Source organism: Luteimonas sp. KH_071 (genome assembly GCF_057838005.1).
Window position 1 is genome coordinate 3,490,519 of the sequence record NZ_CM174458.1, and the last position, 26,982, is coordinate 3,517,500.

The following is a 26,982-nucleotide window of genomic DNA, read 5'->3' on the forward strand; positions in this document are numbered from 1 at the left end:
CTGACACCTCGCCCTCCAGGAGAGCGCCTGCCCCGGACCCGATCCGGGGTCGGCGCGCGAAGCGCGTCGGGTGAGGGCGAGATCGTCAGCAGCTGACTCTGACGCGCCTTCTCAACTGCCCGGAACGATTCCAGTCAAAGCGGTGCGCTGACAGAACGTCGGCGAGCAGTCATTGAACATTGACGTCGCCCGCGACGCTGGAAGCGTTCCGGGGAACGCCGCCAGGGCTCAACGCATCGACCGATGCACCGCCACCGCGCCATCGACCGCCTGATCCAAGGTGATCTCCGCCGCGCGTCCACGTCCGTTGCTGGCCAGCGTGACCGTGACCGGTCCGACGATCACTTGCGGACCGACCGGTCCGAGCGGCGCGTTGCCGTCGAGCAGCGCATCCGGAATCGCGATGAATCCACCCAGCGCGCTCACGCGCGGATCCTCGACATACATGCCGGCGCGCTGCATGTCGTGTGCGGTCAGCGGTGCGTTGTCGACGATGACGATCGCGCCGACCGTCGCGCCGTCCGCCTGCGAACGCCAGGCGCAGCTGATGCCGTAGCTCTCGGGGCTGTCCTGCCGGGTGCCGGCCCCGTCGACGACATCGAGTCCGTCGACCATGCCGCCAAGTGCCGCCGCCAGGCGCGGGCAATCGGGCAGGGCATCGCGGGGCGGCGGTGCCGAGACCAGCTGCGGACCGGACGCGGTGGGCGGCGGTGTAGCCTCCGCGTCTTCTTTGCCGCACGCGGCGAATGCGCACACGGCGACAGCGAGCAGGCCGAGACGGCCCGGGGTGCGGAACACGGACATGACGACGCGCCCTGCGATCAGCGTTCGAGGATCGCGACGACGCCCATGCCACCGGCGGTGCAGATCGAGATCAGTGCGCGGCCACCGCCGCGTTCCTTCAACTGCTTCGCTGCAGTGGCGACGACGCGCGCGCCGGTCGCCGCGAACGGATGACCCGCGGCCAGCGACGAGCCGACCGGATTGAGCTTGGTCGAATCGATGCGGCCGAGCGGCGCGTCAAGACCGAGACGTGTGCGGCAGTAGTCCTCGCTCTCCCACGCCCGCAGCGTGCACAGCACCTGCGCGGCGAATGCTTCGTGGATCTCGTAGAGGTCGAAATCCTGCAGCGTCAGATTGTTGCGCGCGAGCATCTCGGCCACTGCCACGGTCGGCGCCATCAGCAGGCCTTCGCCGTGCACGAAATCGACCGCCGACACATGCGCGTCGCGGATGTGGCACAGCACTTCATGCCCGTGCGTCGCCGCCCATTCGTCGCTGGCCAACAGACACGCGGACGCGCCATCGGTCAGCGGGGTGGAGTTCGCGGCGGTCAGCGTGCCGCGACCGGACACCTTGTCGAATGCCGGCTTGAGCGTCGCCAGTTTCGCCAGCGAGGTATCGGGACGCAGGATGTTGTCGCGCGAGACGCCGCGGAAGCTCACCACCAGATCGTCGAAGAAGCCGCGCTCGTAGGCGGCGGCCAGTTTGTGGTGCGAAGCGACGGCGAGTTCGTCCTGCGAATCGCGGGCGATGTTCCATTCCTTGGCCATGTCCTCGCAGTGCTCGCCCATCGACTTGCCGGTGCGGGGTTCGGCGACGCCCGGGAAATCCGGCTTGAGCTCGCGCAGGCGGAACCCCTTGAACGCGGCCAGCTTGTCCTTCGGCGTCTTCGCCGCATTCGCCGCGAGCAGACGATGACGCAGCGCGCGGCCGTAGACGATCGGCACATCGGACGTGGTGTCCGAACCGCCACCGATGCCCGACTCGATCTGGCCCGCGGCGATCTTGTTGCCGATCGTGATGATCGAATCCAGCGACGTGCCGCAGGCGCGCTGCAGGGTGATGCCTGGCGTCAGCGCCGACAGACCCGACGACAGCGCCGCCTCGCGGCCGAGATTCCAGTCGCTGGAATGCTTGATCACCGCGCCCATCGCGACTTCGCCGAGCTGCTGACCGTGCAGGCCGAACTTCTCGACCAGCGCGCCGAGCGTACGCACCGACATGCCGAGGTTGCCGACGTCTGCGTAGGCGGTGTTCTGGCGGCAGAACGGAATACGGACACCACCGAGCACGGCAACGGGACGACCTAGCAGCATCGGAATGACCTCGGGATGAGTGACTTGGGAATGTCCCGGAGCCGGGACGGGCATAATGTGAATGAGTCTATCGCTGACGACGTGCACGGCCAATGACCGCAGATCCCGACATTTCCCGACAAGTTCCCGCCCCCCAGGTGCTCGGCGTGCTCGCCCTGGAACTCGCCGGCGGCGATGTCCCCGGCCGCGCGGCCCTGGCGCAGGACGCCGCCGGCCAGCTGGCGACGCGCATCGGTCGCGACCTCGGCGCGCTGATGCCCGCGGTGCGCGCGCTGGACCTGTGTGTCGCCGCCGCGCATTTTGATCCCGCCGAACTGCTGCGCCCCGGCTGGCCGATCCACCGTCGGCTCGACGAACTGCGCGCGCGCGCCCCGCAGCAGGGCACGGGACCGCGCATCATCGCGTTCGGCGCCGATGCCGGTGGCGCGGTGCCCCTGCCGTTCCAGGCCGACACTCTGCTCGTCGGCGGCGGCCTGCGCGTGCTGCCCTATCTGTTCACCGGCGACGCCGCGGCGACCCGCGCCGTCGCCGCGCACCTGGAGACGATGCTGTTCGACCAGGGCATGGCCCAGGCCGACACCGCGCTGTACGTGCAGGACGGGTTCGACGCCCGTATCGAACACGCACGCTATCTGACCCTGCACGATCTGCTGGCGATCACCGCGATGCAGTACCGTAACCAGGGCCTCGAGCCGCTGTGGCCGGTGCTGGAAACCGCGCTGCTGGCGCCCGCCGACGAGGCTTGGCTGGACGCGTCGCCCGAGCCGTTGCTGCGCTATGTCGACGGCGAAGTCCGCATGGCGCTGCTGTCGCCGGAGGACTGGCGGCTGTGGTCGGCGGCCGGCGAGACCGACGAGGCACGGCTCGCCCGCGGGCTTGAGATGTTCAAAGCCCGCCAGCGGCAGATCGCCGCCGTGCTGCAGGCCCACGGCGTGCCGGTGGTCTACGTGCACTGCTCGCCAGGCCAGGACCCGCGCGCCGAGCTGCGCTGAAGCTTGATGGATCGCCCGGCATGCCGCATCGCGTGCGGTGCCGGGGATGGCATGGGGCCAATGGGTCAGAGATCGATACCGAACCCGACGCCGCCGGTGGATTCGTCACCGGCAAACGCCGCGCCGATACTGACCGAGACGTTGTCACCCAGGCGTCGGCCATAGCCAATCGAGATGGCGGTTTCGCTGTGCTGGTAGCCCAGGCCCATGGCGAGGCGGCCACGACCCGGCTTGGCATCGGCCGCGTTGCCGCTCATCTGCATCATCGCCGAGGACATCGCGCCGTTCTTGCTGATGCGCCGGTCCTGCGTATCGAAACGGTCGTTCATTTCGGTGCGCAGCCCACCGAAGTCCAGGCTCAGGGACTGGATCCGCTGGTCGGTGTAGGCATTGGCGGATGTCAGCGTGGCCGTGCTGCGGGTCTCGGTGTAGCTGGCAGCCGTGGCCACTGACGCCGCGGTGCGGGTGTCGGTGTAACCGGCAGCCGAGGCCAGCGTGCTCGCATTGCCGGACACCGCGCTGGCGTTGGCTGCGGTCAGCGTGGCAGCGTCGCCTTGATCGGCACGGGCATTCGCTGTGGCCAGCGTGGCGGTATCGCCTTGCTCGGCACGGGCATTGGCTGCAGCCAGCGTGGCAGCATCGCCTTGCTCGGCGCGGGCATTTGCTGCCGACAACGTGATGGCATCGCCCTGGTCGGCCCGCGCGTTGGCCGAGGAAAGCGTGGCCGCGTCGCCGGCATCGGCATAGGTATTGGCCACGGCAACCACGTTGTTGGCGGTGGCCAGTGCGGTGTCGGCCGTCCCCTGCGCGGTCGCCGCATTCGCCAATGCGGTGTCAGCCGTCCCCTGGGCCGCCCCGGCAAGGGTGCTCGCCGCATCCGCCGCCGACAGTGCGGTCGATGCATTGGCCAGCGCGGTGTCAGCCGTTCCCTGTGCGGCTGTTGCGCCGGTCAACGCGGTATTCGCGGTTCCCTGAGCGGCGGCCGCGGCGGTGACCGCCGTATTGGCAGTGGACTGCGCCGAAGCCGCGCTCCCCTGCGCCGTGGCGGCCGCAGTGGCGGCAGTCGTGGCGGTGATCTGTGCTGCGTTTGCCGTCGCCAGGGCCGTGTCAGCCGACGTCTGTGCGTCTCCGGCCGCCGTTCCCACCGCCTGCAACTGGGCGAGATTGACCGCGTCAGTCGCCTCGGTGCCGGCCTCAAGATTGGTGATCTGCCGCTCGGCGTCTACCGCACCGACCGACACGACATTGGCCCGCAACGCGATGCTGCCGCTACCCAAGGCGACCGAGCCGCTGGAGGCGGACGCACCATTGCCGAGGGCGATCGCGCCGTCGCCTGCTGCGTTGGAGCTGGCCCCGATTGCCATCCCGCTGCCTGTGGAGAGGCTCTCGGTGCCCAGGGACATGCCGTCCGTTCCGTTGGCGATGGCTCGCGAACCGAGGGCGATGGAGGCCTGGCCCAACGCCCGGGAGCTGTCGCCGCCCGCGAACGCGCGCTCTGCCCCGGCCTGGTTGTTGAAGCCGACCGCAGTGGCGGAGTTGCCGCTGACGTCGTTGTTGGAGCCGAAGGCACTCGAATACTCGGTCAGGAGCCCAACGGTGTTGGAGCGGCCGAAGGCACTGCTGCTGTAGCCGTTCGCCTGGTTGCGCGATCCGATTGCGCTGGACGCATAGCCATTGGCGATATTGTCGTAACCGAACGCGGAGGAGAGATCGCCGCCTGCCACGGTGTCCGCACCAAATGCACTGCTTGAATTCCCACTGGCAACGCTGGAGGCGCCCGCAGCAACGCTTCTCCCGCCACTGGCAACCGCATCGTCGCTGCCATCGAGCGCCCCATCCGCGGCGAAATAGGGTTCGCTGGCGGCGGCCGTGGCATCGGCGACCGCCGTGTCCAGCTGCGACTTGTTCACCGCGTCGGTCCCCTCGGTCCCCGCGGCCACGTTGGTGACCTGGCGCTGTCCCCCGACGGTGGCATTGCCCACCGAAATCGAGTTTGCCCGTTCGGTCACGCTGCCATTGCCCAACGCCATGCTGTCGTCGTCGGCGGACGTCGCCCCGAACCCGATGGCCGCGCTGCGGGCGCCGCTGGCCGTGTTGCCGCGGCCGAGTGCCAGCGAGTCCACGCCGCTGGCAGTGTTGTCCACGCCCATGGCGCTGCTGCGCGAGCCCGACGCTGTGTTGTACGCGCCTAACGTGGTCCCGAACGCAGCAGTGGTGCGATTGGCAATACCGAATGCGCTACCGCCGAATCCGTCGACGCTCACTTCACTGTCGCGGCCCACTGCCGTGCTGTCCGATCCCAACGCGTTGCTCGCCCAGCCGAATGCGCTGGCCTGGTTGCCCCTCGCAGAAGATCCGTTGCCAACGGCGGTCGCGCCAACACCTCCGGTGACCGAAGTGTCACTGCCGATCGCAATCGAATTGTAGGAACCGTCGGCAACGGTGGCGGACCGGCCGATCGCAATGGAGCCTTCCGCGCCGGTCCCGCCACTGGTCCCGATCTGCGCGCCGGTGTCGCCGCCGCCGATCGCTATGGAACCGCGCGAGCCCGCAGTGTCCGTCGTCGCGTCGGTGAGGCCGTAGACCCGACCATGACTGCCCAGGGCCGTACTGTTGTCTCCCTCCGCGATGTTGGCGGCGCCCAGCGCGCTGCTGCCGGCACCTGCGGCGACGTTGGCATAGCCCAAAGCGGAGCCATTCGATCCACTGGCGATGTTGCGGTAACCCACGGCGCTGCCCGCTTCGCCGGCACGGTTGGACTGTCCCACCGCCGTGCCTTCCACACCTCCCACCAGGCTGCCGTTGCCGACCGCGGTGGCGCCAAAGGCGCCGTTGGCCACCGTAGTCCCTGTACCCATGGCGATCGAATCGTGGGCTTCATCTCCGACCGAGGCGGAGCGCCCTATGGCGATCGCCGCCTCGGCGCCGGTGCCGCCGCTGGTGCCGACCTGAGCCCCGGTCTCCGTGTCGTCGCCACCGCCGATCGCGATCGAATACAATGAGTTACTCGAGACTTGGGACCAGCTGCCAAACGCGCTGCTGCTGTCGGCCGATGCCGTGTTCTGGTAACCCACCGCAGTACTGTTCAGACCCGATGCGGTGCTGCCGGTACCGACAGCGGAGCTGAAATCTCCACTGGCCACACTGCTGGCGCCGACAGCGATGCTGTTCTCGCCGCTTGCGACGGCCTCGTCACCGCCATCCAATGCCCCGGTGGCAGCGAAGTACGGCTGGTCGACTCCGGCCAGCGCGGTGTCCAGCTGGGCCTTGTTGACCGCGTCGTTGTCTTCGGTACCCGCAGCGACGTTGATGATCTGGCGCTGGATGTCGGCCTGGTTGTTGCCTACCGAAAGCGCGGTACCGCGATTGGCCAGCGAGCCCTCGCCCAGTGCCACCGCGCCCTCGTCGGCCCGGGCTGCGGTACCGATCGCGACGCCGCCCGCATAACTACTGGCGCCGGCTCCGATGGCGATTGCGCGGTGCCCGCCGGAAAAGACCCGGGCCCCGTCGCCTATCGCGATGGCCGAACGTGCGCCGCCAAACGGCGTGCCGATGTCGGCACCCGCGAAGCCTGCACCGATCGCAATCGACCCGCTGGAATCCGTGGCGCCGATGATGCGGTCCTCGGGCTCCAGGACCGAACTGTTGATGCCCAGGACCACGCTGGCATCTGCGTTGGTCTGGTTCTGTCCGCCAATTGCAAGACTGAGGAACCCGATCGAGGTGGCACCGGAGCCGATCGCGATGCTGCGATCGCCTTGTGCGAACGCGTACGTTCCCAAGGCAACCGACTGGTTGTTCAGGGCCTGTGCCCCGGTGCCGACTGCGAGCGCATTGTCGGCCCCGTCCGCAACCGTGGTCGAATGCCCGATGGCGATCGCCGCTTCGGCACCGGCGCCGCCGCTGGTGCCGATCCGCGCGCCGGTATCCGCGCTGTCGCCGCCGCCGATCGCGATCGAGTAGCGCGATCCACGCAGGCCCTCCGAGAGGTCGGTGATGCCATACACCGTGCCGTAGCTGCCGAACGCGCTGCTGTAGGTGCCTTCGGCGCGGTTGAACAGGCCGAACGCGCTGGCGTGGTCGCCGGTCGTGCTGTTGCCATAACCGAACGCGGAGCTGCGCAACCCGTTGGCAACGTTCACGTTTCCGAACGCACTGCTGGCCGGACCTCTTGCCTCGTTCAGGTAACCGAACGCATTGCTCTGGATGTTCGAGGCCTCGTTACCCACACCGAATGCGCTGCTCGAGAAGTCCGACGCAATATTGTCAACGCCGAACGCGGTGCTGGCCTGGCCAGACGCGTTGTTCCCGGCACCGCAGGCAACCGCGTTATCGCCGGTGGCCTCGTTGCCCGCGTCGACCGTGATTTCGACGTCGTCCCTCACTTCGCAGATCACGCCGGCCGCGGCGGGCGCGGCATACGACAACGACAGTCCGATCGCACTCGCGACGGCGAGTGCAAGCTGGTTGGTGCGATTCATTGAAGATCCCCGGAAAATGGCAAGCAGCGTCGCGAAAATTTCGCGCTTCGTCGGGGGGAGTCGATCGCGCCCCGGGCGCTGGCCATTCAGCTACTCTATGCCGGAACGAATCCCAGCAGCGGCGCTCTTGTCAAGAGACCGCCGTCGCGGTTCAGAAAACCCGTCTGGTATTCGGAGGCGCACGCGTGACAGGAGCTGGTAGGAGCCCCTAGCAGATTCGGGTGCCCGACTCCGCTACGACGTGCGCTGTTGGAATCGCAGGAGGACCGCATGAAGACGTCGCCGTTGCACTGCGGGAACCCACTGCGCAACTCGGCCTGCGTCCGCCGCTCATTGATGTGCGTCTGTCGATGCCTGCCGCACGACGTCCGCATGGCCAACGCAGGTCTGTCGGCGTGCGTCGCACGCCTTTTCCCCCGCGGTCGACACGAACGGGGCCTACACGAAAGACGGCGCGGATTGGTCCGCGCCGTCATAACGCTCTTTGCGTGCCAGTTGCGCGGTCGAAATCCCGACCGCTCGCCACAAAGGCAGACCTACTGGGCGGCAATCACACCGCATGCCAGACGATCGCCGGCGTTGCCGGTCGGCTGCGTCGCGTAGTCGTCGGCGTCCTTGTGGACGATGACACCCTTGCCGACGATGTCATCCGCGCCACCGCCGCCGATGGTCGCGCCTTCGAGCCAGCCGTTGACCTGGGCGGTGCCGTCGGTGCCGGCGGTGATGTTGTCGCTGTCACCGGCGTGATGGGCGCCCTGGCCGACGCGGCCGTGATCGGTGCTGCCCGGATTGAAGTGGCCACCCGCGCTGCTGCCGTCCGGCGCGCTGCAGTCGCCGGTTTCGTGGACGTGGAAGCCGTGGGTACCGCCAGCCGGCAGGCCGGTCACAGTACCGGTGACTTCGATGCGGCCATTGACCACTGCGAAGCGCAGTTCGCCGGCAGTCTGGTTGCCGGCGGTCGGCTGCAGTTCGGCCATGGCAGTTGCCGCGGCCATCGTCTGCGAGGCAGCCGGCGTCGCGACGGTCGAGGTGTCAGCGGCGCGATCGGCTTCGACCGCTGCGTTGTCGCCGGTATTGCCGGTGTCGGCGCCGCCGCAGGCAGCCAGCGCAAGCGCCAGAGCGGCGGGAATCGGCAGCAGGAATCGGTGGGTACGCATAAAACTCTCCTTGAGGTAGCTGGGCGCGTGTCAGCGCGATACATCGTGCACCCAGCATCCCCGCGGCCGGGTCTGGGCCGCGTGAGTACGTCGTCGCGTTACTGCACCTGCACGGTGCCGCAGGCCACGCGCGCGCTGATTGCGCCGGGCGTCGCGCCCAGGATCAACAGCGCACGGCCGACGATGTCGTTCGCAGCGCCGCCGCCCAGCACCGCACCGGGCAGCAGCAGGTCGAGCGTGGCGACGCCGCTGCCGTTGGCCACGATGCGGCCGCGCTCGCCGGAGTCTGGTTGCCGCGACGGGATGCCCTGCTGGGCATCGAACTCGGGGCCCGCGCTGATCGCATCGACCGCGCTGCAGTCGCCGCGCGTGTGCAGGCGCAGGTTGTGGGTGCCGTTGCGGACCAGGCCGCCCACTTCGCCGCGCACGCGCACGCCGCCGACGTCGGGTGACAGCACCACCCGCCCGCTGACCAGCGAGCCGGACGCGGACGCGAGATTGGCGATCGCGCCCTGCGCGGTGCCGGCGCTGGCGATCGCGGTGACGGGGGCCGGCGCAACAGGCGCAGCGGGACGGGGGGCGCTGGCGCAGCCGGCGAGCAGGATCGCGGCAGCGGCCGCGAGGATTGGAAGTCGGTTCATACGGTTCATGGCGGCCACTCTAGTCCGCGCACACGGCGCGTCGATGAAGGGGATTCAACTGCGACGCCGGCGCGCACCGAGTTTGCGGGTCAGCGTATTGCGGCCGACGCCCAGCCGGGTGGCGGCCTCGGCGCGGCGCCCGCCGGTGTGCACCAGCGCGGTTTCCAGCAGCGCGCGGTCCAGGCGTTCGCGGGCCTGCGCGTGGATGTCGTCGTCACCGGCGCGCAGCCGTGTATCGGCCCAGGCGCGCAGCGCGTCGTCCCACTCGCTCGCGGCGACCGCGGCATCGCCCGGGTCCGGCGCGGCGCGCGCGGTCAGCAGACCGTCGAGATCCTGCGGGGTGACCAGATCGGCCGGTGCCAGGGCGGCCAGGCGCCAGCACAGGTTCTGCAGTTCGCGCACGTTGCCCGGCCAGGCGTGTTCGCGCAGGCGCTGCAACGCGGCGCGGCCGAGGCGTTTGGGTGGCGCGTCGAGTTTCTCGGCCGCGGCCTGCAGGAAGCGTTCGGCGAGCTGGCCGACATCGTCGCGGCGGTCGCGCAGCGGCGGCAGCCGCAGGCGCACGACATCGAGACGATGCAGCAGGTCGGCGCGGAAGCGGCCCTCGCCGACGAGGCGCTCGAGATCCTGATGGGTCGCCGCGATCACGCGCACGTCGACGCGGATCAGTTCGCGCCCGCCGACGCGGAAGAATTCGTCCTCGGCCAGCACGCGCAGCAGACGCGTCTGCAGCGACGCCGGCATGTCGCCGATCTCGTCGAGGAACAGCGTGCCGCCGTCGGCCTGCTCGAAGCGGCCGATGTAGCGCCGCGACGCGCCGGTGAACGCACCGGCCTCGTGGCCGAACAGTTCGCTCTCCAGCAAGTCGGCCGGAATCGCCGCGGTGTTGAGCGCGACGAAGGGCTTGCGCGCACGCGGCGATTCGCGGTGCAACGCGCGTGCGACGAGTTCCTTGCCAGTGCCGGTCTCGCCGGTGACCAGCACCGACACCGGCGCCTGCGCCAGGCGCCCGATCGCGCGGAACAGCTGGCGCATTTCGGCGGTGTCGCCGACCAGCGCGTCGCTGTCGCCGGTCGGCTGCGGGGCATCGTCCGGCGCGGTGTCGTGGTCACCGAGCACGCGCGCCGCCAGGGCGACCGCCTCGTCGAGATCGAAGGGCTTGGACAGGAACTCGTGCGCGCCGCCGCGAAACGCGCCTGCGGTGCTGGCGACATCGGTATAGGCCGACATCACCACCACCGGCAGCTGCGGATGTTTCTGCTTTAGGCCATCGAGCAGTTGCAGGCCCGAATCGCCGGGCATGCGCACGTCGGTGAACAGCATGTCCGGTGGCGGGCGCTTGGCCAGCGCATCGCGCACGGCCTGCGCGCTGTCGAAACCGGACACGTCGTAGCCGGCTTCGCTCAGCGCGGTGGCCAGCACGAACCGGACGGAGCGGTCGTCGTCAACGACCCAGATGCGCGGGGCGGAGATACTCATGCGGCGGGCGCCTCCGGCGCGTCGTCCTCGACCGGGAACGGGAGCTGCAGGGTGAACACGGTGTGCCCGGTGCGCGAGCGGTAGACCAGCGCGCCGCGATGTTCGCGGGCGACCTGCTGCGCCATCGCCAGGCCCAGGCCGCTGCCGTCGGGACGCCCCGACACCAGTGGCAGGAAGATCTGCTCGACCATGTCCTCGGGCACGCCGCGGCCATCGTCGACGACTTCGAGCCGCAGCACCATCGCGTGGACCGCGTCGCCGATACGTACGCCGAGCGCGGCGCGGGTGCGCAGGGTGATGTTCGCGGCGCCGGCCTGGATCGCGTTGCGGACCAGGTTCCAGACCGTCTGGGTGAGGCGGTCGGGATCGCCGGAGAGTTCCGGCAGGCTGGGGTCGTAGTCGCGGATCATGCGCACCGCCCAGCCGGCGTCGGCTTCGGCCAGGCGCAGCACCTGTTCCAGCACGCTGTGGATGTTGAGCGCGCGATGCGGCGTGGGCGCACGCGGCGACAGCAGCTGGTCGACCAGCGTGCCCAGCCGCGCCACTTCGGTGTCGACCAGGGCGACCAGTTCACGCGATTCGCCATCGCTGACGCGCCTGGCCAGCAGTTGCGCCGCACCCTTGAGACCGGCCAGCGGGTTGCGCAGTTCGTGGGCCAGGCCGCGCAGCGCCGCCGACAGCGCGAGCGGCATCGCGAGCGTCGGATCCGCACCGGGGAACTCGTCGACCGGATGCGCTTCGAGCAGCAGCCCGCCATCGGCCTCGCGTGAGAGCCAGGCATCGGCGAAGCGGGGCTCGCCGCCGAGGAAGGCCAGCACCAGCCTGCGCACGCGCATCGGCCCATCGGCGGGATCGCCGGGCGTGCGCAGGGCCAGGCGCAGGACGTCGCCGTCCACTTCCAGCGCGGCCAGCGGCTGGTCGATCAGGCGTTTGCGCCCCACCCCGAGCCAGCGCGCGAAGGCCACGTTGCAGGTGCGGATACGCCCGTCGGCATCGGCCCAGACCAGCGGCGTGGTCAGCGAATCGAAGGGTTGCGGCGGGGGCGTCTCGTCGGCCATTGCACCAATGTAGTGCATTGGGGAAGGTGTCGACAGGGATGGGGAGGGCTTGGCTTGAGCCCTCCGCCGCACGCGGGGGAGGGCTCAAGCGAGCGCGGGTCGCACTTTCGGAGATCAGCTTTCCTCGCTACGCCCACCGCGCCGATCCGGAAACCGCAGCACCACGCCGCGCGGCTCTTCCTCCGTCGGGCGTTCCCACAGCACCGGTACGTCGTGCGGCGCGGGCGGCTCGTATGTGTCGCGGCGTTCGAGTTCGGCGCGGGCGGCGTCTTCCTCTTCGATCTCCCAGCTGTAGCGACGGCGCGGCGGGACCGGGTCGGCGTAGCGGTACCAGAACGCGGCCAGCACGCCGCCGATCGCGCCGCCCATGTGCGACTGCCAGGACACACCCGGTTCCTGTGGCAGGACGGTCAGCAGCATGCCGCCGTAGAACAGGAACGCGATCATGCCGGCCGCAATGGAGGGCCGGTCACGCCGCAGCAGTCCGAGCACGAACACCAGGAACATCAGGCCGTGGGTCACGCCACTGGCACCGAGATGATGCGAGCCGGGATTGCCCATCAGCCAAGCGCCCAGGCCCGAGCCCAGCCACATCAGCGGCAGGCCGCGCAGCGTGGCGCGTGGATAGACCACCAGCGCCAGCGAGCCGAGCAGCAGCAGCGCGCTGGCGTTGGCAATCAGGTGTTCGGGCGAGCCGTGCAGCAGCGGCGCGGTCAGCAGGCCGAGCAGACCGCTCCATTCGCCGGGCTTCACCGCGAGAAAGCGCCAGTCGATCGCTGCCTGCACGCCGAACACGATGCACAGCAGCAGCACGAAGACGACGCTCGCCTTCAGGGCATTGGAGAGCCGGCGCTTGTCGCGCTGGCGCTGGGCCTCGGTGTCGGGCGCGTCGTCGGGGCTGTCGAGATGCATGCCCCAAGCATGGCGTCGGTTGTCGCCGATGCAAGGCAGGCGTGACGGGGATCGCTGTTTCACCCGCCGTTCCGGATCGAACACGCTGCGCGGGGTACCGTGCCCGGCTGGATTCGACACGGGTGCGCGCCACGGTGGATGCCTGGCAGGTCACATTGCTGGCGATGTTCGTGTTGCTGGCGGTTTCGCTGGCGGCGATGGCGTGGCTGGTGCTGCGCGAGCATCGGATCCGGGAGCGTGCCGGCCTGCGCGAGTGGACGGCCGGTCTCGCACTTCAGACGCTGGCGTGGCCCCTGTTCGCGGTACCTGCGACGGTGGTCGGGGGCGCGATACAGGCGATCGCCTGCGCGCTGCTGGTCGCCGGCTACGCCGCCATGCTGCGCGCACTGCTGCGCAGCCTGCCTGCGACACCTGCGCGCACGCCGCTGTCGTGGGCGATGGTCTATCTGCCGGCCCTGATGCTGCTGCTGGCGCTGCTGGTGCCCGGGCAGGCCCCGCAGGCGCGGATCGCGATGTTCTGGATGGCCGCACTGCTGACCGTGCTGCTGTCGGTGCGTGCACCATTGCGTCGCCGCGGACGCCGGCCCGGCCCCGAACGCGCGCTGCTGGTGCTGTTCGCCGGCGCGGCGCTGGTCTGCATCTATCGCCTCGCCGAACAGGGATGGAATCCGCAATCGGGTCCGACCTTCGACACTGGAATCACCCCGGGCCAGCAGCTGGCGCTCGCGTATTTCCTGATCGCCCCGGTCTTCGCGACGTTCGCGTTCCTGCTGCTGCAGCTCGAACGCCAGCAGCGCTGGCTCGAGGGTCTGGCCGCTGAAGATGCGTTGACCGGTATCCACAACCGGCGCGCCTTTTTCGAACAGGCCCATCGCCGTCTGTCACGACGTGACGGCGACGGCCTGCTCGCGCTGCTGATGATCGACGCCGACAGCTTCAAGACGATCAACGATCGACATGGGCACGCCGTCGGTGATCGCGTGCTCGTGTCGGTGGCTGCAGCCATGCATGAGAGCCTGCAGCCGGGCGATATCGCCGGCCGCTTCGGCGGCGACGAGTTCTGCATGTTGCTGATGGGCGTGTCGGCCGGCGAGGCCGCGCGACGGGCCCAGGTCCTGCGCCGCACCGTCGCTGCGCGTCCGCTGCGGATCGACGGCCTCGAAGTGCCGGTCACGCTGTCGATCGGCATCGCACACATGCGCGAGGGTCGCGATACCGATCTCGACAGACTGCTGGCCATCGCCGATCGCCGGCTGTACCTGGCCAAGCGCACCGGTCGTGACCGGGTGATTGATCACGACGTCGAGTTGGACCTGCCGGCGCAGGCCTGACGCCGGCGGTGTACGTCCACCGGCGCAGGCCCACACATCAGGCTTCAGGCAAGGGTTTCGGCGGCCGCGCCAGGCTCAGCGCCACCGTCACCGCCAGGATCACCGCCACCACGCCCAGCGACCACAGCACCGGAATCTTGTAGACGTCGATCAGCAGCATCTTGGCGCCGATGAAGACCAGCACCACCGCCAGACCGTAGGGCAGCAGATGGAAGCGGTCGGCCATGCCGGCGAGCATGAAGAACATCGCGCGCAGGCCCAGCACCGCGAACACGTTGGACGTCAGCACGATGAAGGGATCGGTGGTGATCGCGAAGATCGCCGGGATGCTGTCGACCGCGAAGATCACGTCGATCACGCCGATCAGCACCAGCACCACGAACAGCGGCGTGTAGGCCCAGGCACCGCCTTCGCGCACGCGCAGCGCATCGCCGCGGTAGCCGTCAGTGAGCCGCAGATGCCCGCGCATCCAGCGCAGCACCACGTTGTTCTCCAGATCCGGTTCCTTGCCCGCGGCGAACCACATCTTGAAGCCGGTGAGCAGCAGGAACGCACCGAACACGTACAGCAGCCAGTGGAACTGGGCCAGCAGCGCAGCGCCGACGAAGATCAGGATCGCGCGCAGTACCAGCGCCAGCAGGATGCCGATGATCAGCACGCGCTGGCGCTGTTCTTCGGGCACGCCGAAGAAGGTGAACAACAGCAGGAACACAAAGATGTTGTCGACCGCCAGCGACTTCTCGACCAGATAGCCGGTCAGGAATTCCAGGCCCACGCGGTTGGCGATCGCAGCGCCCGCGGTCTCGAGCAGGTACCACCACAGGCCGGCGTTGAAAATCAGCGCCAGGGCCACCCAGCCCAGGCTCCACCACAGCGCTTCCTTGAACGTGACCTTGTGCGCGCCGCCATGGCGCATCAGCACCAGGTCGACGAGCAGCGCGATCACCACCAGGCCGCCGAAGCCGGCCCATAACCAGACATTGCCAATCGTTTCCATCGAGATTCCCGAGCATGTGGAGGAGGTCCGCAAGGCGCGGACATCGTCGGGAACCGGGAACCGGAATCCGGGGACATGCCTTCGCCATTGCGGCGAAGGTCTTGCTCACAGCCCGCCTGGGCTGCCGTGCGACCGGAGCATCGCTGCTCGAAATGACGGCCTGCACGCTGGGAGCTACTCCCCTTCGGGTGCGGATTCTGCGGATACCGCGCGTGACGGGCAAGTGCACGCGGTAAAATCGCAGGGATGAACACACCCTACCCGACCGTACACCTGAAGAACGCCTGGCGTTCCAGCCACCCGTGGATCTTCCAGCGCCTGGTCGAAAAGCCGGCGCAGCGCCCCAAGCCCGGCAGCATCGTCGATGTGATCGGCGTCGAAGGCGAGTGGATCGGCCGCGGTTTCTACAACGGCCATTCGCGCATCGCCGTGCGCATCCTCGAAACGCATCCCGACGTGCCGGTCGATGCGGGCTGGTTCTCGCGCAAGATCGCCGAGGCCGTGTCGCTGCGCCGCGAGGTGCTGAAGCTCGACGAGGTGTCCGATGCCTGGCGGGTCGTGCACAGCGAAGGCGACGGCCTGTCGGGCCTGGTCGTCGATCGTTACGGCGATCTGCTGGTGGTCGAGTTCTTCAGCGCCGGCATGTTCCGCCATCGCGAATGGATCTACGAAGCGCTGACCGAACAGTTCCCCGGCTGCCGCTTCCACAGCTTCGCCGACGAACACGTGCAGAAGCAGGAGAGCTTCGACTACCGCGGCAGCGTGCCGGCCGACCCGTCGATCATCACCGAGTACGGCGTGCGCTTCCGCGCCGATCCGGCCGGCGCGCACAAGACCGGTTTCTTCGCCGACCAGCGCGAGAACCGCGAGTGGCTGAGCCGCCAGGTGGAAGGCAAGCGGGTGCTCGACCTGTGCTGCAACACCGGCGGTTTCGGCGTGTATGCGGCGGTGCGTGGCGCCAGCGAGGTCGTCGGCATCGACATCGACGAAGACGTCATCGAGATCGCCAGGGGCAACGCCAAGCTCAACGATGCGCGCATCAGGTTCGTGCAGGCCGACATCTTCCCGTGGCTGCGCGATGCGTCGAACGCCGGTGACGCGTATGACGTCGTCGTGCTCGACCCGGCCAAGATGACCCGCGACCGCGAGCAGGTGATCCCGGCGCTGAAGAAGTACCTCGACATGAACAAGCTCGCGCTCGGCGTGGTCAAGCCGGGCGGTCTGCTGGCGACGTTCTCGTGCACGGGACTGGTCAGCGAGGAACAGTTCCTCGACATGCTGCGGCGCGCGGCGTTCTACGCCAACCGCACGATCCAGATCCTCAAGGTGTCGGGCGCCGGCGCCGATCATCCGTTCATGGCGCACGTGCAGGAATCGCGGTATCTGAAGGCGGTGTTCTGCCGCGTCGTGGATTGATCCTGCTGCATGGCGCGGAAGCTGCGTCCCGGCGTCCGCGCTGCGATCTGGGGCGTCGCCGCGCTGACGGCGTTCGCGCTCGCGGCGAGCTTCTTCTGGAACTGGCGCACGCTTGAGCGGCCTGATCTCGGCCCGCCGCCCGCGGGCCTGCCGGCGCGTATCGAGCACGTGGCCGGTGACGGCCACCGCGGCGTGCGCGATGGCGTCCGGTCCGAAGCACGGTTCGACGATCCGTTCGGCATCGTCGTAGCGCCCGATGGCACCGCGCTCGTCGCCGATGGCGGCGCGTCGAACCGCATCCGCCGCGTGCAGCCCGACGGCCGCGTCGACACCTTCGCCGGCAGCCTCGAAGGTCTCAAGGATGGGCGCGGCGCCGACGCGCGCTTCCACACACCGTCCGGTCTCGCCATCGATGCGGCCGGCACGCTCTACGTCGCCGACACCGGCAACCACGCGATCCGCCGCATCGCGTCCGATGGCACGGTGACCACGCTGGCCGGCACGGGCGATGCCGGCTTCGTCGATGGCCCCGTCGCGCAGGCGCGCTTCCATGCGCCTAGCGGCGTCGCCGTCGATGCGACGGGCCGCGTGTTCGTCGCCGATGGCTTCAACGACCGCATCCGCGTGATCGAAGCCGGCATGGTGCGCACGCTGGCCGGCGACGGTCAGCCCGGTTTCGTCGATGGCGACGGCGCGCAGGCGCGCTTCGATACGCCGGGCGGACTCGCACTCGATGCGAGTGGCGCGCTTTGGATCGCCGACACCGGCAACCATGCACTGCGTCGCGTAGCACCCGACGGCACGACGACGACGCTGGCCCTGCACGGCGACGAACCCGACGCGGCACCCGTCTCACCGGTGTCCATCGCCATCGATGCGCAGCACCGCCTCTACGTCGGCGAACTCGCGCAGGGCCGCGTGCTGCAGATCGAACCCGACGGTCGCGCGCGCGTGCTGACCGGTCGCGACATGGCGCAGCGTCTCGCGCGTCCGGCCGGTCTGGCGTTCGATCGCTTCGACCGCCTGTGGGTCGCCGATGCCGCGGCGTATCGCGTGCATCGCATCACGCAGGTGCGCCGCGCCGGTGCGAAGCAGAACCTCGCCAACGTCGCGGTCGGTCCCGCGCCGGATGCCGCGTTGCCGGACACGCGCGGCCGCTGGCCACTCGCGCCGCAGGACGGCTGGCACGAAGTCGTCGGTACGCTCGGCGAGGTGCGCGGCAATATCCGTGGCGAATCGCGCAGCCATCTGCACGCCGGCTTCGATGTGCGCGGCGATGTCGGCAGTCCGGTACTGGCGATCGCCGACGCGAAAGTCGCCAGCCCGTATGCCGCGAGCGGCTTCGGCGACCAGGCCGAGCATCTGACGATCGACGACCTGGCCTACATGCATATGCGCGTCGGCCGCACACCGCGCGGCGACGCGCTCGATCCGCGTTTCCAGTTGATCGCAGGCGACGACGGCCGGCCGATGCGCGTGCGCATTCCGCGCGGCACGCATGTCCGAGCGGGCGATGCGATCGGCACGATCAACGCGCAGGCGCACGTGCACCTGATCCTCGGCCCGTCCGGCTACCAGCGCAACGCGGTGACGCTGGGCTTCCGCAATTTCGTCGACACCATCGCGCCGCGTATCGACGATCTCGCGCTGCTCGATGCCCTCGATGCGCCCATGACGTCACGCGAAGACGGCCGCGTGACCCTGCCGCGCGATGGCGGCGGCGTGCAGATCATCGTCGAAGCCTGGGACCAGGTGGACGGCAACCTGCCGCGCCGGCGCCTCGGTCTGCACGCGCTGGGCTGGCAAGTGCTGGCCGCCGACGGCACGCCGATGCGCGGCTTCGAAATGCCTCGCTTCACGATCGATTTCGACCGCATGCCGCCGCATCGCGAGGCAGTGCGCGTCGCTTATTCCGCCGACAGCGGCATCACCGTGCACGGCGCCGCGCGCACGCGCTTCCGCTATGCGGTCAACAACCTCGTCCGCGATGGCCGTCTCGAAGCGATGCTGTGGGACCCCGCGGATCTGCCGGTCGGCGATTACGTGCTGCGCGCGATCGTGCGCGATGCGAGCGGCAACAGCGCGACGCGCGAGTTGCCGATCCGGCTGTACTGATCCGTGCTCAGCTTCGCGCCGGCTCCTCGTCGGTCAGCGGATAGCCGGCGAAGGATTTGACCTCGTCCATCAGGAAGTGGGAGACGATCTTCTCCACGCCGTAGTCGCCGCTGAGCAGCGAGCGGGCGATGTCCTTCCAGTGATGCACGTCGTGCACGATCACCCGCAGCATGTAGTCGTAGGCGCCGGACACGCGGCTGGCTTCGACGATCTCCGGCATCGCCAGGATGCAGCGGTCGAATGCGGTGAACTCCTCCAGTGCGTGCTTCTGGAAACTGATCTGGGCCATGACGATGGTCGCCGAGCGGATCCGGTCGACGGCGACGTGCGCGCGGTAGCTGCGGATCAGGCCGCGCTGCTCCAGCGCGCGCACCCGGGCGAGGCAGGCGCTGGGCGACAGCGCGACCCGCTGAGCCAGCGCGTGGTTGGTGATACGTGCATCCTGCTGCAGCACATCGAGGATCTTCAGGTCGGTGCGGTCGGGCGAACGGAGGGACATGGCGCGCTCCACGGCGGATCAGGTGACGGCCGCGAGTGGCGGCCGGCGTACAACGTATCGAATTTCCGGGGCGACGGCGCAGATCCTGCGTAATTTGACGCGGGATTCCGTGACATGTGCGGTGTCTGATCTGCAGTTTTAATTAATTATCAATTGGTTATCACGAAATCCCGCCCCGTGGATTCTGCTGGACGCGGTGGCGCCCGTCTTCTATTACTCGATCGTCAGCGTTGCGGTCCGGGAAAGGAGGCCCCGATACCGCATCGGTCTGGTCCGCATACAGCCACCGCCACCCGGGGATCTCCATGCAACCGCTCACCACCGCACGACTTGCCCAAGCCATCCGCCTCGTCTGCCTGTGCACGCCGCTGATCGCCGCGCCGGCGCTGGCACAGGACGTCACGCCCGGCGCGTCGGCCTCGCCCACTTCGACCACGGATCTCGACACGATTGTCGTCACCGCCGGCAAGCGCAACGAATCGGTGCGCGAGATCGCGGGGTCGGTCTCGGCAGTGACCGGCCAGCAGCTCGAGGATCTCGGCGCGCAGTCGCTCGCCGACTACATCCAGCGCACGCCGGGCGTGGTGTTCAACAGTTACCAGCCGGGCGTCTCGCACGTGGTCATGCGCGGCATCGCGACCAGCTCGGGCAACGTGCAGGGGCAGACGACGACCGGCTACTTCCTCAACGAAGTGCCGCTGACCGAGCCGGGTTTCAGCATCGTCATTCCCGACATCGACGCCTTCGACATCAACCGCGTCGAAGTGCTGCGCGGCCCGCAGGGCACGCTGTTCGGTTCGGCGTCGATGGGCGGCGCGATCAATTACGTGGCGAACGTCGCCGACCCAACCCGATTCGACGCAGCCGTGGAGGCCACCGCCAGCCAGACCCGCAACGCCGATATCGGTTTCGGCGGCAAGGCGATGGTCAACCTGCCGATCGCCGAGGACATCCTCGCCGTGCGCGTGGTCGGGCAGTACCGCGACGATCCCGGCTATCTGGACAACATCGGCCTGGGCCGCGAAGGCAGCAACGACAGCCGCACCGCAGGTGGCCGCCTGTCGGTGACGCTGACGCCGTCGGAAGCGACGACGCTGAGCTGGCTGAGCCTCTGGCAGGACACCGACGCCGACGACAACGGCTATCGCATCGCCGGGCTGGGTGAGTTCGAGCGCGACACCGCGATTCCCGAATTCACCGACACGAAAGTCGCCGTGCACAGCCTGCGTCTCGATCAGGATCTGGGTTTCGCCAAGCTGACCGCGCTGCTCTCGCAGCAGCACAAGCAGCAGGACTGGCAGTTCGATTTCACCCCGATCCGCGGCGCGTACAACGCCGATCTCGACCTCGATCTCGACACGCCACTGTTCATCGCCTCGGGCGGCGAAAGCACCGGCCGCAGCCTGGAACTACGCCTGGCCTCGCCGGGCGACCAGCGCCTGGAATGGCTGATCGGCGGCATGGTGTTCCAGACCGACAAGGATCTCTACGAGACCATCGGCGCGGCCGGCGCTGCAGGTGCGTTCGATCGCTCGTCGCTCTTCGGCCCGGGCAGCGGCGCGGTGATCGCACCCGACGGTTCCACGTTCAACGCGTTCTACAGCCATCTCGACGGTTCCGAACTCGCGGTGTTCGGCGAAGGCACCTTCCACTTCAACGAGCAGTGGAAGGCCACGGTCGGCGGCCGCTTCTTCCGCACGAGTGTCGATGCACAGTCCACCCAGGTCGGCTTCTCGACCTATCCCGGCGACCCCATCGTCACCCGCTCGCGCACCGACGAGGACGGCTTCAATCCCAAGGCCTCGCTGACCTGGACGCCGTCGGCCGACCTGATGCTCTACGCGCTGGTCTCGGAAGGCTTCCGCTTCGGCGAGCCCAACACGCCCGGGCTCAGCGCGTTTCCGATTCCCGCCGGCTCCACCAGCGACAGCCTGATCAACTACGAACTCGGCACCCGCACCAGCTGGGCCGACGGCCGCTGGCTGGTCGACGCGACGCTGTTCTACGTCGACTGGAGCGACATCCAGCTGCGCCTGCAGACGCCGGACTTCTTCAACTACGCCAGCAACGGCGGCAAGGCCTACAGCCGCGGCATCGAACTGGCGACGACATGGCGTCCGGTCGAGAGCTTCGACTGGACGCTGGCCGCGACCTGGCAGCAGGCACGCCTCGACGAGGATCTCGACATCCTGTTCGCCGGCATCGCGCCGGCCGGTTCGCAGTTGCCGGGCTCGGCCGACTGGACAGTCAGCAACGTGCTCAGCTACCGCTTCGACACGCGCTTCGCGCCGACGCTGACATTGGCCCACCAGTACATCGGCAGCGGCATCAGCGATCTCAACTCCGCCGTACCCGGCGCGGTGCGCAACGAGCAGGGCAACTACAACACCGTCGACCTGCGCTACCGCATGACATTCGGCACCACCGACCTGACCCTGTTCGGCAGCAATCTCGGCGACACCCGCGGCATTACCCGCAGCGTGTCCGAGGTCAACGGCATCGGCCAGGGCATCGTGCGGCCGCGCACGGTCGGTGTGACCGTGCACTGGCGTTACTGACGATGCGCGATCGATACGCCGGCTCGTGCCGGCTGCCCGACCACGACCGCCTCTGCGGCCGGAGATCCCTGTTCCCATGACGTTGTTCGATTCCCCCGCCGGCCTCACCGATGCGCTCGCGCTCGGCCGGCTGGACGCCCATGCCCAGGCCGCGCTGCACGCACGCGGCGACGTCAGCGCGTTGGATCTGACCGACGCGGCGATTCTCCGCGCGCGCCATTTCGATCCTGTGCTCGGCGCGCTGAGCCACACCGCGTTCGATGCGGCGCGCCGGCACGCCCGCGCACTCGACGCCGCCGGTTTCGACACCGCCACGCCGCTGGCCGGCGTGCCGTGGCTGCCGAAGGATTCGCTGCGCGTGCCCGGCATGCCGACGCGCGGCGGTTCGCGCAGCCGCACCGGCACGCTGGCGACTGCGGACGAGGCTTCGCTTTTCGTCCGGCGTTTCGAGGCGGCCGGTCTCGTTGCGATCGGCAAGAGTGCGATGCCCGAGTTCGGCCTGATGGGCTCGACCGAACCCCTGCTCGGCCCGGTCACCGCCAATCCGTGGTCGCTGACGCATTCGCCCGGCGGTTCCAGCGGCGGCGCCGGCGCGGCGCTCGCGGCCGGCATCGTGCCGCTGGCGCATGGCAGCGATGGTGCGGGGTCGATCCGGATTCCCGCATCGGCCTGCGGCGTCGTCGGCCTCAAGCCCGGTCGCGGGGCCTGCGTGCCGGTGCGCGGACGTCATGCGATCGAAGACCTGATCGTCGCCGACAGCCTGATGTCGCGCAGCGTGCGCGACACCGCGTGGGCCTTCGCCGCCGCGCATCCCGATACGCCCGCGGCGGTGACCGGGCCGGATGCGCGCCGTCTGCGGATCGGTCTGGTCGTCGATGCGCTGCCGGGGCTTGCACCGGATCCCGAGGTCGCGGACGCGCTCGATGCCGCGGCGCGTCTATGCGAGTCGCTCGGCCACCATGTCGAGCCGGTCGCCTGGCCGCTGCCCGGCGAAGCGGTGTGGGCGGCGCTGTACACCCTGTGGTCGCGGCTCGGTGCGGACGCGGTGGAACTCGCAGTCGCGCAGGGTGGCGCGGCGTTCGCCGAACGTGCGCTCGAACCGTGGACGCGCGGCCTCGCGCGTTGGCACGAGACACATTGCGGCGTGCCCGAACTCGAACAGGCCTGGGCGACGGTTGCGGCCCTGCCTGCGGCGTTCGCCAACTTCCACGCGCGCCACGACGTGCTGCTGTGTCCGACGCTGCGCACGCCACCGCCGACGCTCGGCACACTCGCCCCGGATCGCGACTTCGATGCGCTGATGCCTGCGATGTTCGAATGGATCTCGTACACGCCGCTGCAGAATCTGGCCGGCACACCGGCGATCTCGCTGCCGCTCGCGCATAGCCGCGACGGCCTGCCGATCGGCCTGCAGTTCGCCGCCGATCGCGGACACGAAGCCACACTGCTCGCACTCGCTTTCGAACTGGAATCGGCCGCGCCCTGGTGCGACCGTTGGCCGCCGGTCTCGGTGGCCGCCACACAGGACACACGCTGATGGGCCACGCCCGCGATTCCCGATACGCCCCCCGCCACGACGGCGACGTGCTGCGCCTGCTGCAGGCACAACCGTTCGCATGGCTGGTCTCCGCCGGCGGCGACGATGCCGCGTTCACGCCGCTGCCGCTGCGCGCCGAGATCAATGCCGAAGGCCGTCTGGTCGCGCTGCGCGGACATGTCGCGCGCCGCAATCCGCATGTCGCGCGTCTGCGTCGTGATCCGGTTGCCTATGCGCTGGTGATCGGGCCGCATGCCTACGTGTCGCCGAGCTGGCTCGACGATCGCACCCAGGCGCCAAGCTGGAACTACGCCGCCGCCGCGTTCACGTTGCACGTCGACTGCAGCGAGGCCGAGGCCGACATCGCCGACGAACTCGACGCACTGGTCACGTCGATGGAAGCCGGCCGGCCGAACGCATGGGCGCTGCCGGAAATGGGCGAGCGCTACGCGCGGCTCGCGCAGGGCGTCACCGCATTGCGGGGACGGATCATCGAGACCCGCGCCACGTTCAAGCTTGGCCAGGACGAAGCGCCGCACGATTTCGCGCAACTGGTCGCGGGTCTGGTCAGCGGCGGCGAACACGCGCTCGCCGACTGGATGCGCGATTTCGACGCGGACCGCCCTGCATGAGCGCGAGTCTCGACGCATTGGATCCGGCGCTGCGCGAGTTCGTGCACACGGTCTGCAGCGAAGGCGCGCGACTCGCCGGTGGCCGCAATCTCGACTGGCCGCAACAGCGCGCGATCGCGGAGATCGTACGCACCCCGTGGCGGGCGGGCGGACCGGTGATGGCTGACACCACGACGCACCGGATCGCGCACGGCGCTAACGGTTTCGACGTGCGCGTACACCGCCCGCAGGGTGTGAGCACACAGGCGCCGGCACTGGTGTACCTGCACGGCGGCGGCTGGTGTCTCTTCAGCGTCGACACCCATGACCGGCTGATGCGCGAACTCGCCGAACGCGCCGGTGTCGTCGTCATCGGCGTGGACTATGCGCTGGCGCCCGAACATCCGTATCCGGTTGCGCTGGAGCAGTGCATCGCCGCGATCCGGGCGCTGCGCGAACAGCCCGACACCTTCGGCATCGACGCGACACGCCTTTCGCTGGGCGGCGACTCTGCCGGGGCGAATCTCGCGCTCGCGACCGCCTTGCGCCTGCGCGATGTCGGCGCGCATGACAGCATCGAAGCGCTGCTGCTGCTCTACGGCGCCTTCGATACCGCTCTCGACGCGGACTCGGTGCGCACGCTCGGCACCGCCGACGACATGCTCAGCGCCGACGAGATGGCCGCCTACTGGACCGCGTATCTCGGACCCGACGCCGACGCTTGCCGCGATGGCTACGCCGTGCCTGCGCACGCCGCGCTGCACGAACTGCCGCCGACGTTGCTGCTGTGGGGCGAACGCGATGTGCTCGCCGAACAGAACGCGACGATGACAACCCGGCTACGCGCGGCCGGTGTCCAGGTCGATGCCCTCGCTTATCCCCGCACGCCGCACAGTTTCATCGAGGCGATGTCGATCTCGGACATCGCCCGCGACGCGCTTTCCCACGGTGCAGGCTGGCTGCGTACCCATCTCGCCGTGACGCAGGACGCTTCCGCATGATCCGACCCCTGCTGCTGTCGTGCGCCCTGCTGTCACTGGCGCCGCTCGCCTCCGCGCAGGCGCCTGCCACGCGGACGCATGTGCCGACGCCGCAGGACATCGCCGCGTTGCTCGCGGTCGACGACCCGCAGATCAGTCCCGATGGCCGCCAGATCGCCTATACCGTCGGCACGCCGCGCGCGGACGGCAAACCGCCCCGCACGCAGCTGTGGCGCGTGGCGTTCGACGGCGAGGCTGCGCCGCGTGCGATTCCCCTGCCCGCCGAGGCCAGCGACCGGCAGCCACGCTGGTCGCGCGACGGCACGCAGCTGCTGTTCCTGTCGGACCGGCCGGTGCCGGGCGGAAAGACAACCGGCGCGAGCCAGGTCTGGCGCGTCCCTGCCGGCGGCGATACGGCCACCCTGCTGACCCGCGCCGCGACCGATGTCGCCACCTTCGATCAGTCCGCCGACGGCCGCCGCATCGCCTGGCTGGCGACCGATGCGCCTTCGCACGCAGACGCGGCGCGGCTCGCGGCCAAGGACGATGCCGTCGTCGTCGAACAGCCCACGCGGTTCTCACGCGTCTGGGTGCAGGACCTCTCCACCGGCGCGGCGCGCGTGCTGACGCCGACCGGGATGCAGGTCCACGATCTCGCCTGGTCGCCCGACGCCCGCACGCTCGCACTGCGTCGCTCATCGGGCACCACGCTCAACGATTTCTGGTACGACTCGGCGGTGGTGCTGCTGGACGTCGACAGCGGCCGCATCGGCGACGTGCTGGAGCCGCACGCGTCCGCGCATCCGCTGCAGTGGTCGCCGGACGGCACACGCCTGCTTTACGGGCGGCTCGGGGCGCACGGCATGGTCGCGACGCCGATCGTCCACGACATCGCGCGCGGCAAACAGGTCGCACTCGGTGAGTCCTGGCCCGGCACGCTGTGGCTCGCGCGCTGGCAGACCGACGCCACGCTGCTCGGCCAAGGCCAGCGCGGCATGCGGGGCGCGCTGCTGCGGCTCGATGCGTCGAGCGGCGCGGCCACCGAACTCGCGCAGCCACAGATTCCGTATCGCAGCTTCACCGCGTCTGCCGGTGGACGCATCGTCTACCTCGGCCTGCGCGACGACAGCCCGGGCAATGTCTGGATCTGGGACGGCACGCGACTCGCGCAGCGCAGCGATCACCATCCGCAGGTCGCGGACTGGGCGCTCGGCCGCGTGCGCGAACTCGAATGGGCGTCGTCGCGCGATGGACGCGCGATCAGCGGCCTGCTGGTCACGCCGCCTGACTGGGACGGCGCGACACCGCTGCCGACGCTGGTGCAACTCCACGGCGGCCCGGCGTGGGCGTGGTGGTCGGGCTGGCAGGGCTCGTGGCACGAGTGGGCGCAGTTGCTCGCCACGCGCGGCTACGCCGTACTGCTGCCGAATCCGCGCGGCTCCGAAGGCCACGGCACCGCCTTCGCCGAACTCGCCCGCGGCGACTGGGGCGACGGCCCGCTGCAGGACGTGCTCGACGGCATCGACGTGCTGGAAGCCGAAGGTGTCATCGACCCGACGCGCATCGCGATCGGCGGCTGGAGTTACGGCGGCTATCTGTCCGCTTGGGCGGTCGCGCGCAGCGACCGCTTCCGCACCGCGATCGTCGGCGCCGGCGTGCTCGATCTCGCCAGTGCCGCGCTGACCAACGACGTGCCAGATTATCTGCCCGGCTACTTTGGCGATCCGCTGCGCGAACGCAAGATCTACGACGCGCAGTCGCCGGTGCATCTCGCAGCCGACGTGCGGGTGCCCGTGCTGCTGCTGCACGGCGAGGCCGATGCGCGTGTGCCGCTGTCGCAGGCGCAGATGTTCCATCGCGCGCTGCGCTTCAACGGCACGCCGGTCGAGCTGGTGACGTATCCGCGCGGCCCGCACTGGTTCCACGAGCAGGCGCACGAGATCGATCTGCAGCAGCGCGTCGTCGACTGGCTCGATCGGGAATTGCGTTGAGGCGTCCGGCGACGCGGGCGGGTGCTTGGCTACATCACGTCTGCCGCGAACGCGCATGCGCATGCGCATGCAGGTGAGGCTGCGCCGGCGCCCGGTGCATTCGCGCGCGAGCGCGCTTTTACAGAGGGCGC

The 26,982-nt window shown here is 69.3% G+C and carries 19 protein-coding genes; 9 read left to right on the forward strand and 10 right to left on the reverse strand.

The features are described 5' to 3' along the window. Positions 1 to 228: 228 nt before the first annotated feature. Together AC3IRM_RS16060 and AC3IRM_RS16065 are read right to left on the reverse strand one after the other, a co-directional pair. Positions 229 to 804: a hypothetical protein gene (locus tag AC3IRM_RS16060; protein WP_489204087.1), complete on the reverse strand. Its 576-nt coding sequence runs from the start codon at positions 802 to 804 to the stop codon at positions 229 to 231. A gap of 17 nt (positions 805 to 821) precedes the next feature. Next, positions 822 to 2,099 carry an acetyl-CoA C-acetyltransferase gene (locus tag AC3IRM_RS16065; protein WP_489204088.1) on the reverse strand — a complete coding sequence of 426 codons (1,278 nt, stop codon included), beginning with the start codon at positions 2,097 to 2,099 and terminating at the stop codon, positions 822 to 824. A 92-nt stretch (positions 2,100 to 2,191) separates the two neighbouring features. Here AC3IRM_RS16065 and AC3IRM_RS16070 point away from each other — a divergent pair, with 92 nt between their 5' ends. Then, positions 2,192 to 3,091 (forward strand): hypothetical protein, encoded by a 900-nt coding sequence (locus AC3IRM_RS16070; RefSeq protein WP_489204089.1) that lies wholly within the window; start codon positions 2,192 to 2,194, stop codon positions 3,089 to 3,091. A 65-nt stretch (positions 3,092 to 3,156) separates the two neighbouring features. On the opposite strand, the gene AC3IRM_RS16075 is transcribed toward AC3IRM_RS16070, so the two are convergent. From AC3IRM_RS16075 to AC3IRM_RS16100, 6 genes are all read right to left on the reverse strand, one after another. Beyond that, on the reverse strand, positions 3,157 to 7,572 hold the full coding sequence (locus tag AC3IRM_RS16075) for a beta strand repeat-containing protein (protein ID WP_489204090.1): 4,416 nt from the start codon (positions 7,570 to 7,572) through the stop codon (positions 3,157 to 3,159). Between the two features lie 536 nt (positions 7,573 to 8,108). Then, the gene (locus AC3IRM_RS16080; RefSeq protein WP_489204091.1) at positions 8,109 to 8,729 is read right to left on the reverse strand and encodes a superoxide dismutase family protein; all 621 of its coding nucleotides are present in this window, start codon (positions 8,727 to 8,729) and stop codon (positions 8,109 to 8,111) included. A gap of 98 nt (positions 8,730 to 8,827) precedes the next feature. Then, complete coding sequence (locus tag AC3IRM_RS16085; protein ID WP_489204092.1) at positions 8,828 to 9,370, reverse strand: superoxide dismutase family protein; 543 nt, start codon at positions 9,368 to 9,370, stop codon at positions 8,828 to 8,830. Between the two features lie 54 nt (positions 9,371 to 9,424). Beyond that, positions 9,425 to 10,846 carry a nitrogen regulation protein NR(I) gene (gene ntrC, locus AC3IRM_RS16090; RefSeq protein ID WP_489204093.1) on the reverse strand — a complete coding sequence of 474 codons (1,422 nt, stop codon included), beginning with the start codon at positions 10,844 to 10,846 and terminating at the stop codon, positions 9,425 to 9,427. Further along, on the reverse strand, positions 10,843 to 11,904 hold the full coding sequence (locus AC3IRM_RS16095) for a two-component system sensor histidine kinase NtrB (protein WP_489204094.1): 1,062 nt from the start codon (positions 11,902 to 11,904) through the stop codon (positions 10,843 to 10,845). The genes ntrC and AC3IRM_RS16095 overlap by 4 nt, the downstream gene beginning before the upstream one ends. Before the next feature lie 114 nt (positions 11,905 to 12,018). Continuing rightward, positions 12,019 to 12,816: a rhomboid family intramembrane serine protease gene (locus tag AC3IRM_RS16100; RefSeq protein WP_489204095.1), complete on the reverse strand. Its 798-nt coding sequence runs from the start codon at positions 12,814 to 12,816 to the stop codon at positions 12,019 to 12,021. A 122-nt stretch (positions 12,817 to 12,938) separates the two neighbouring features. Between AC3IRM_RS16100 and AC3IRM_RS16105 the strand changes: the two genes are divergently transcribed. After that, entirely contained in the window at positions 12,939 to 14,147 is a 1,209-nt protein-coding gene (locus AC3IRM_RS16105) for a GGDEF domain-containing protein (protein WP_489204096.1), read from the forward strand. Between the two features lie 37 nt (positions 14,148 to 14,184). Here the strand turns inward: AC3IRM_RS16105 and AC3IRM_RS16110 are convergent, their stop codons facing one another. Beyond that, positions 14,185 to 15,144, reverse strand: coding sequence for a TerC family protein (locus AC3IRM_RS16110; protein ID WP_489204097.1), 960 nt, complete (start codon positions 15,142 to 15,144; stop codon positions 14,185 to 14,187). 246 nt (positions 15,145 to 15,390) lie between these two features. Between AC3IRM_RS16110 and AC3IRM_RS16115 the strand changes: the two genes are divergently transcribed. Together AC3IRM_RS16115 and AC3IRM_RS16120 are read left to right on the forward strand one after the other, a co-directional pair. After that, positions 15,391 to 16,560, forward strand: coding sequence for a class I SAM-dependent rRNA methyltransferase (locus AC3IRM_RS16115; protein WP_489204098.1), 1,170 nt, complete (start codon positions 15,391 to 15,393; stop codon positions 16,558 to 16,560). 9 nt (positions 16,561 to 16,569) lie between these two features. Then, on the forward strand, positions 16,570 to 18,675 hold the full coding sequence (locus tag AC3IRM_RS16120) for a gluconolaconase (RefSeq protein WP_489204099.1): 2,106 nt from the start codon (positions 16,570 to 16,572) through the stop codon (positions 18,673 to 18,675). A 7-nt stretch (positions 18,676 to 18,682) separates the two neighbouring features. On the opposite strand, the gene AC3IRM_RS16125 is transcribed toward AC3IRM_RS16120, so the two are convergent. Continuing rightward, a complete protein-coding gene (locus AC3IRM_RS16125; protein WP_489204100.1) occupies positions 18,683 to 19,174 on the reverse strand; it encodes an Lrp/AsnC family transcriptional regulator in 492 nt (163 codons plus the stop codon). Between the two features lie 305 nt (positions 19,175 to 19,479). On the opposite strand from AC3IRM_RS16125, the gene AC3IRM_RS16130 reads away from it, so the two are divergent. From AC3IRM_RS16130 to AC3IRM_RS16150, 5 genes are all read left to right on the forward strand, one after another. Continuing rightward, positions 19,480 to 21,732 carry a TonB-dependent receptor gene (locus AC3IRM_RS16130; protein WP_489204101.1) on the forward strand — a complete coding sequence of 751 codons (2,253 nt, stop codon included), beginning with the start codon at positions 19,480 to 19,482 and terminating at the stop codon, positions 21,730 to 21,732. Between the two features lie 76 nt (positions 21,733 to 21,808). After that, complete coding sequence (locus AC3IRM_RS16135) at positions 21,809 to 23,269, forward strand: amidase family protein (protein ID WP_489204102.1); 1,461 nt, start codon at positions 21,809 to 21,811, stop codon at positions 23,267 to 23,269. Beyond that, positions 23,269 to 23,901, forward strand: a complete 633-nt coding sequence (locus AC3IRM_RS16140; RefSeq protein ID WP_489204103.1) for an FMN-binding negative transcriptional regulator — start codon at positions 23,269 to 23,271, stop codon at positions 23,899 to 23,901. Before AC3IRM_RS16135 ends, AC3IRM_RS16140 begins: the two co-directional genes overlap by 1 nt. Then, positions 23,898 to 24,881, forward strand: a complete 984-nt coding sequence (locus AC3IRM_RS16145; protein ID WP_489204104.1) for an alpha/beta hydrolase — start codon at positions 23,898 to 23,900, stop codon at positions 24,879 to 24,881. Before AC3IRM_RS16140 ends, AC3IRM_RS16145 begins: the two co-directional genes overlap by 4 nt. Further along, the gene (locus AC3IRM_RS16150) at positions 24,878 to 26,851 is read left to right on the forward strand and encodes an alpha/beta hydrolase family protein (protein ID WP_489204105.1); all 1,974 of its coding nucleotides are present in this window, start codon (positions 24,878 to 24,880) and stop codon (positions 26,849 to 26,851) included. The genes AC3IRM_RS16145 and AC3IRM_RS16150 overlap by 4 nt, the downstream gene beginning before the upstream one ends. Positions 26,852 to 26,982 lie beyond the last annotated feature (131 nt).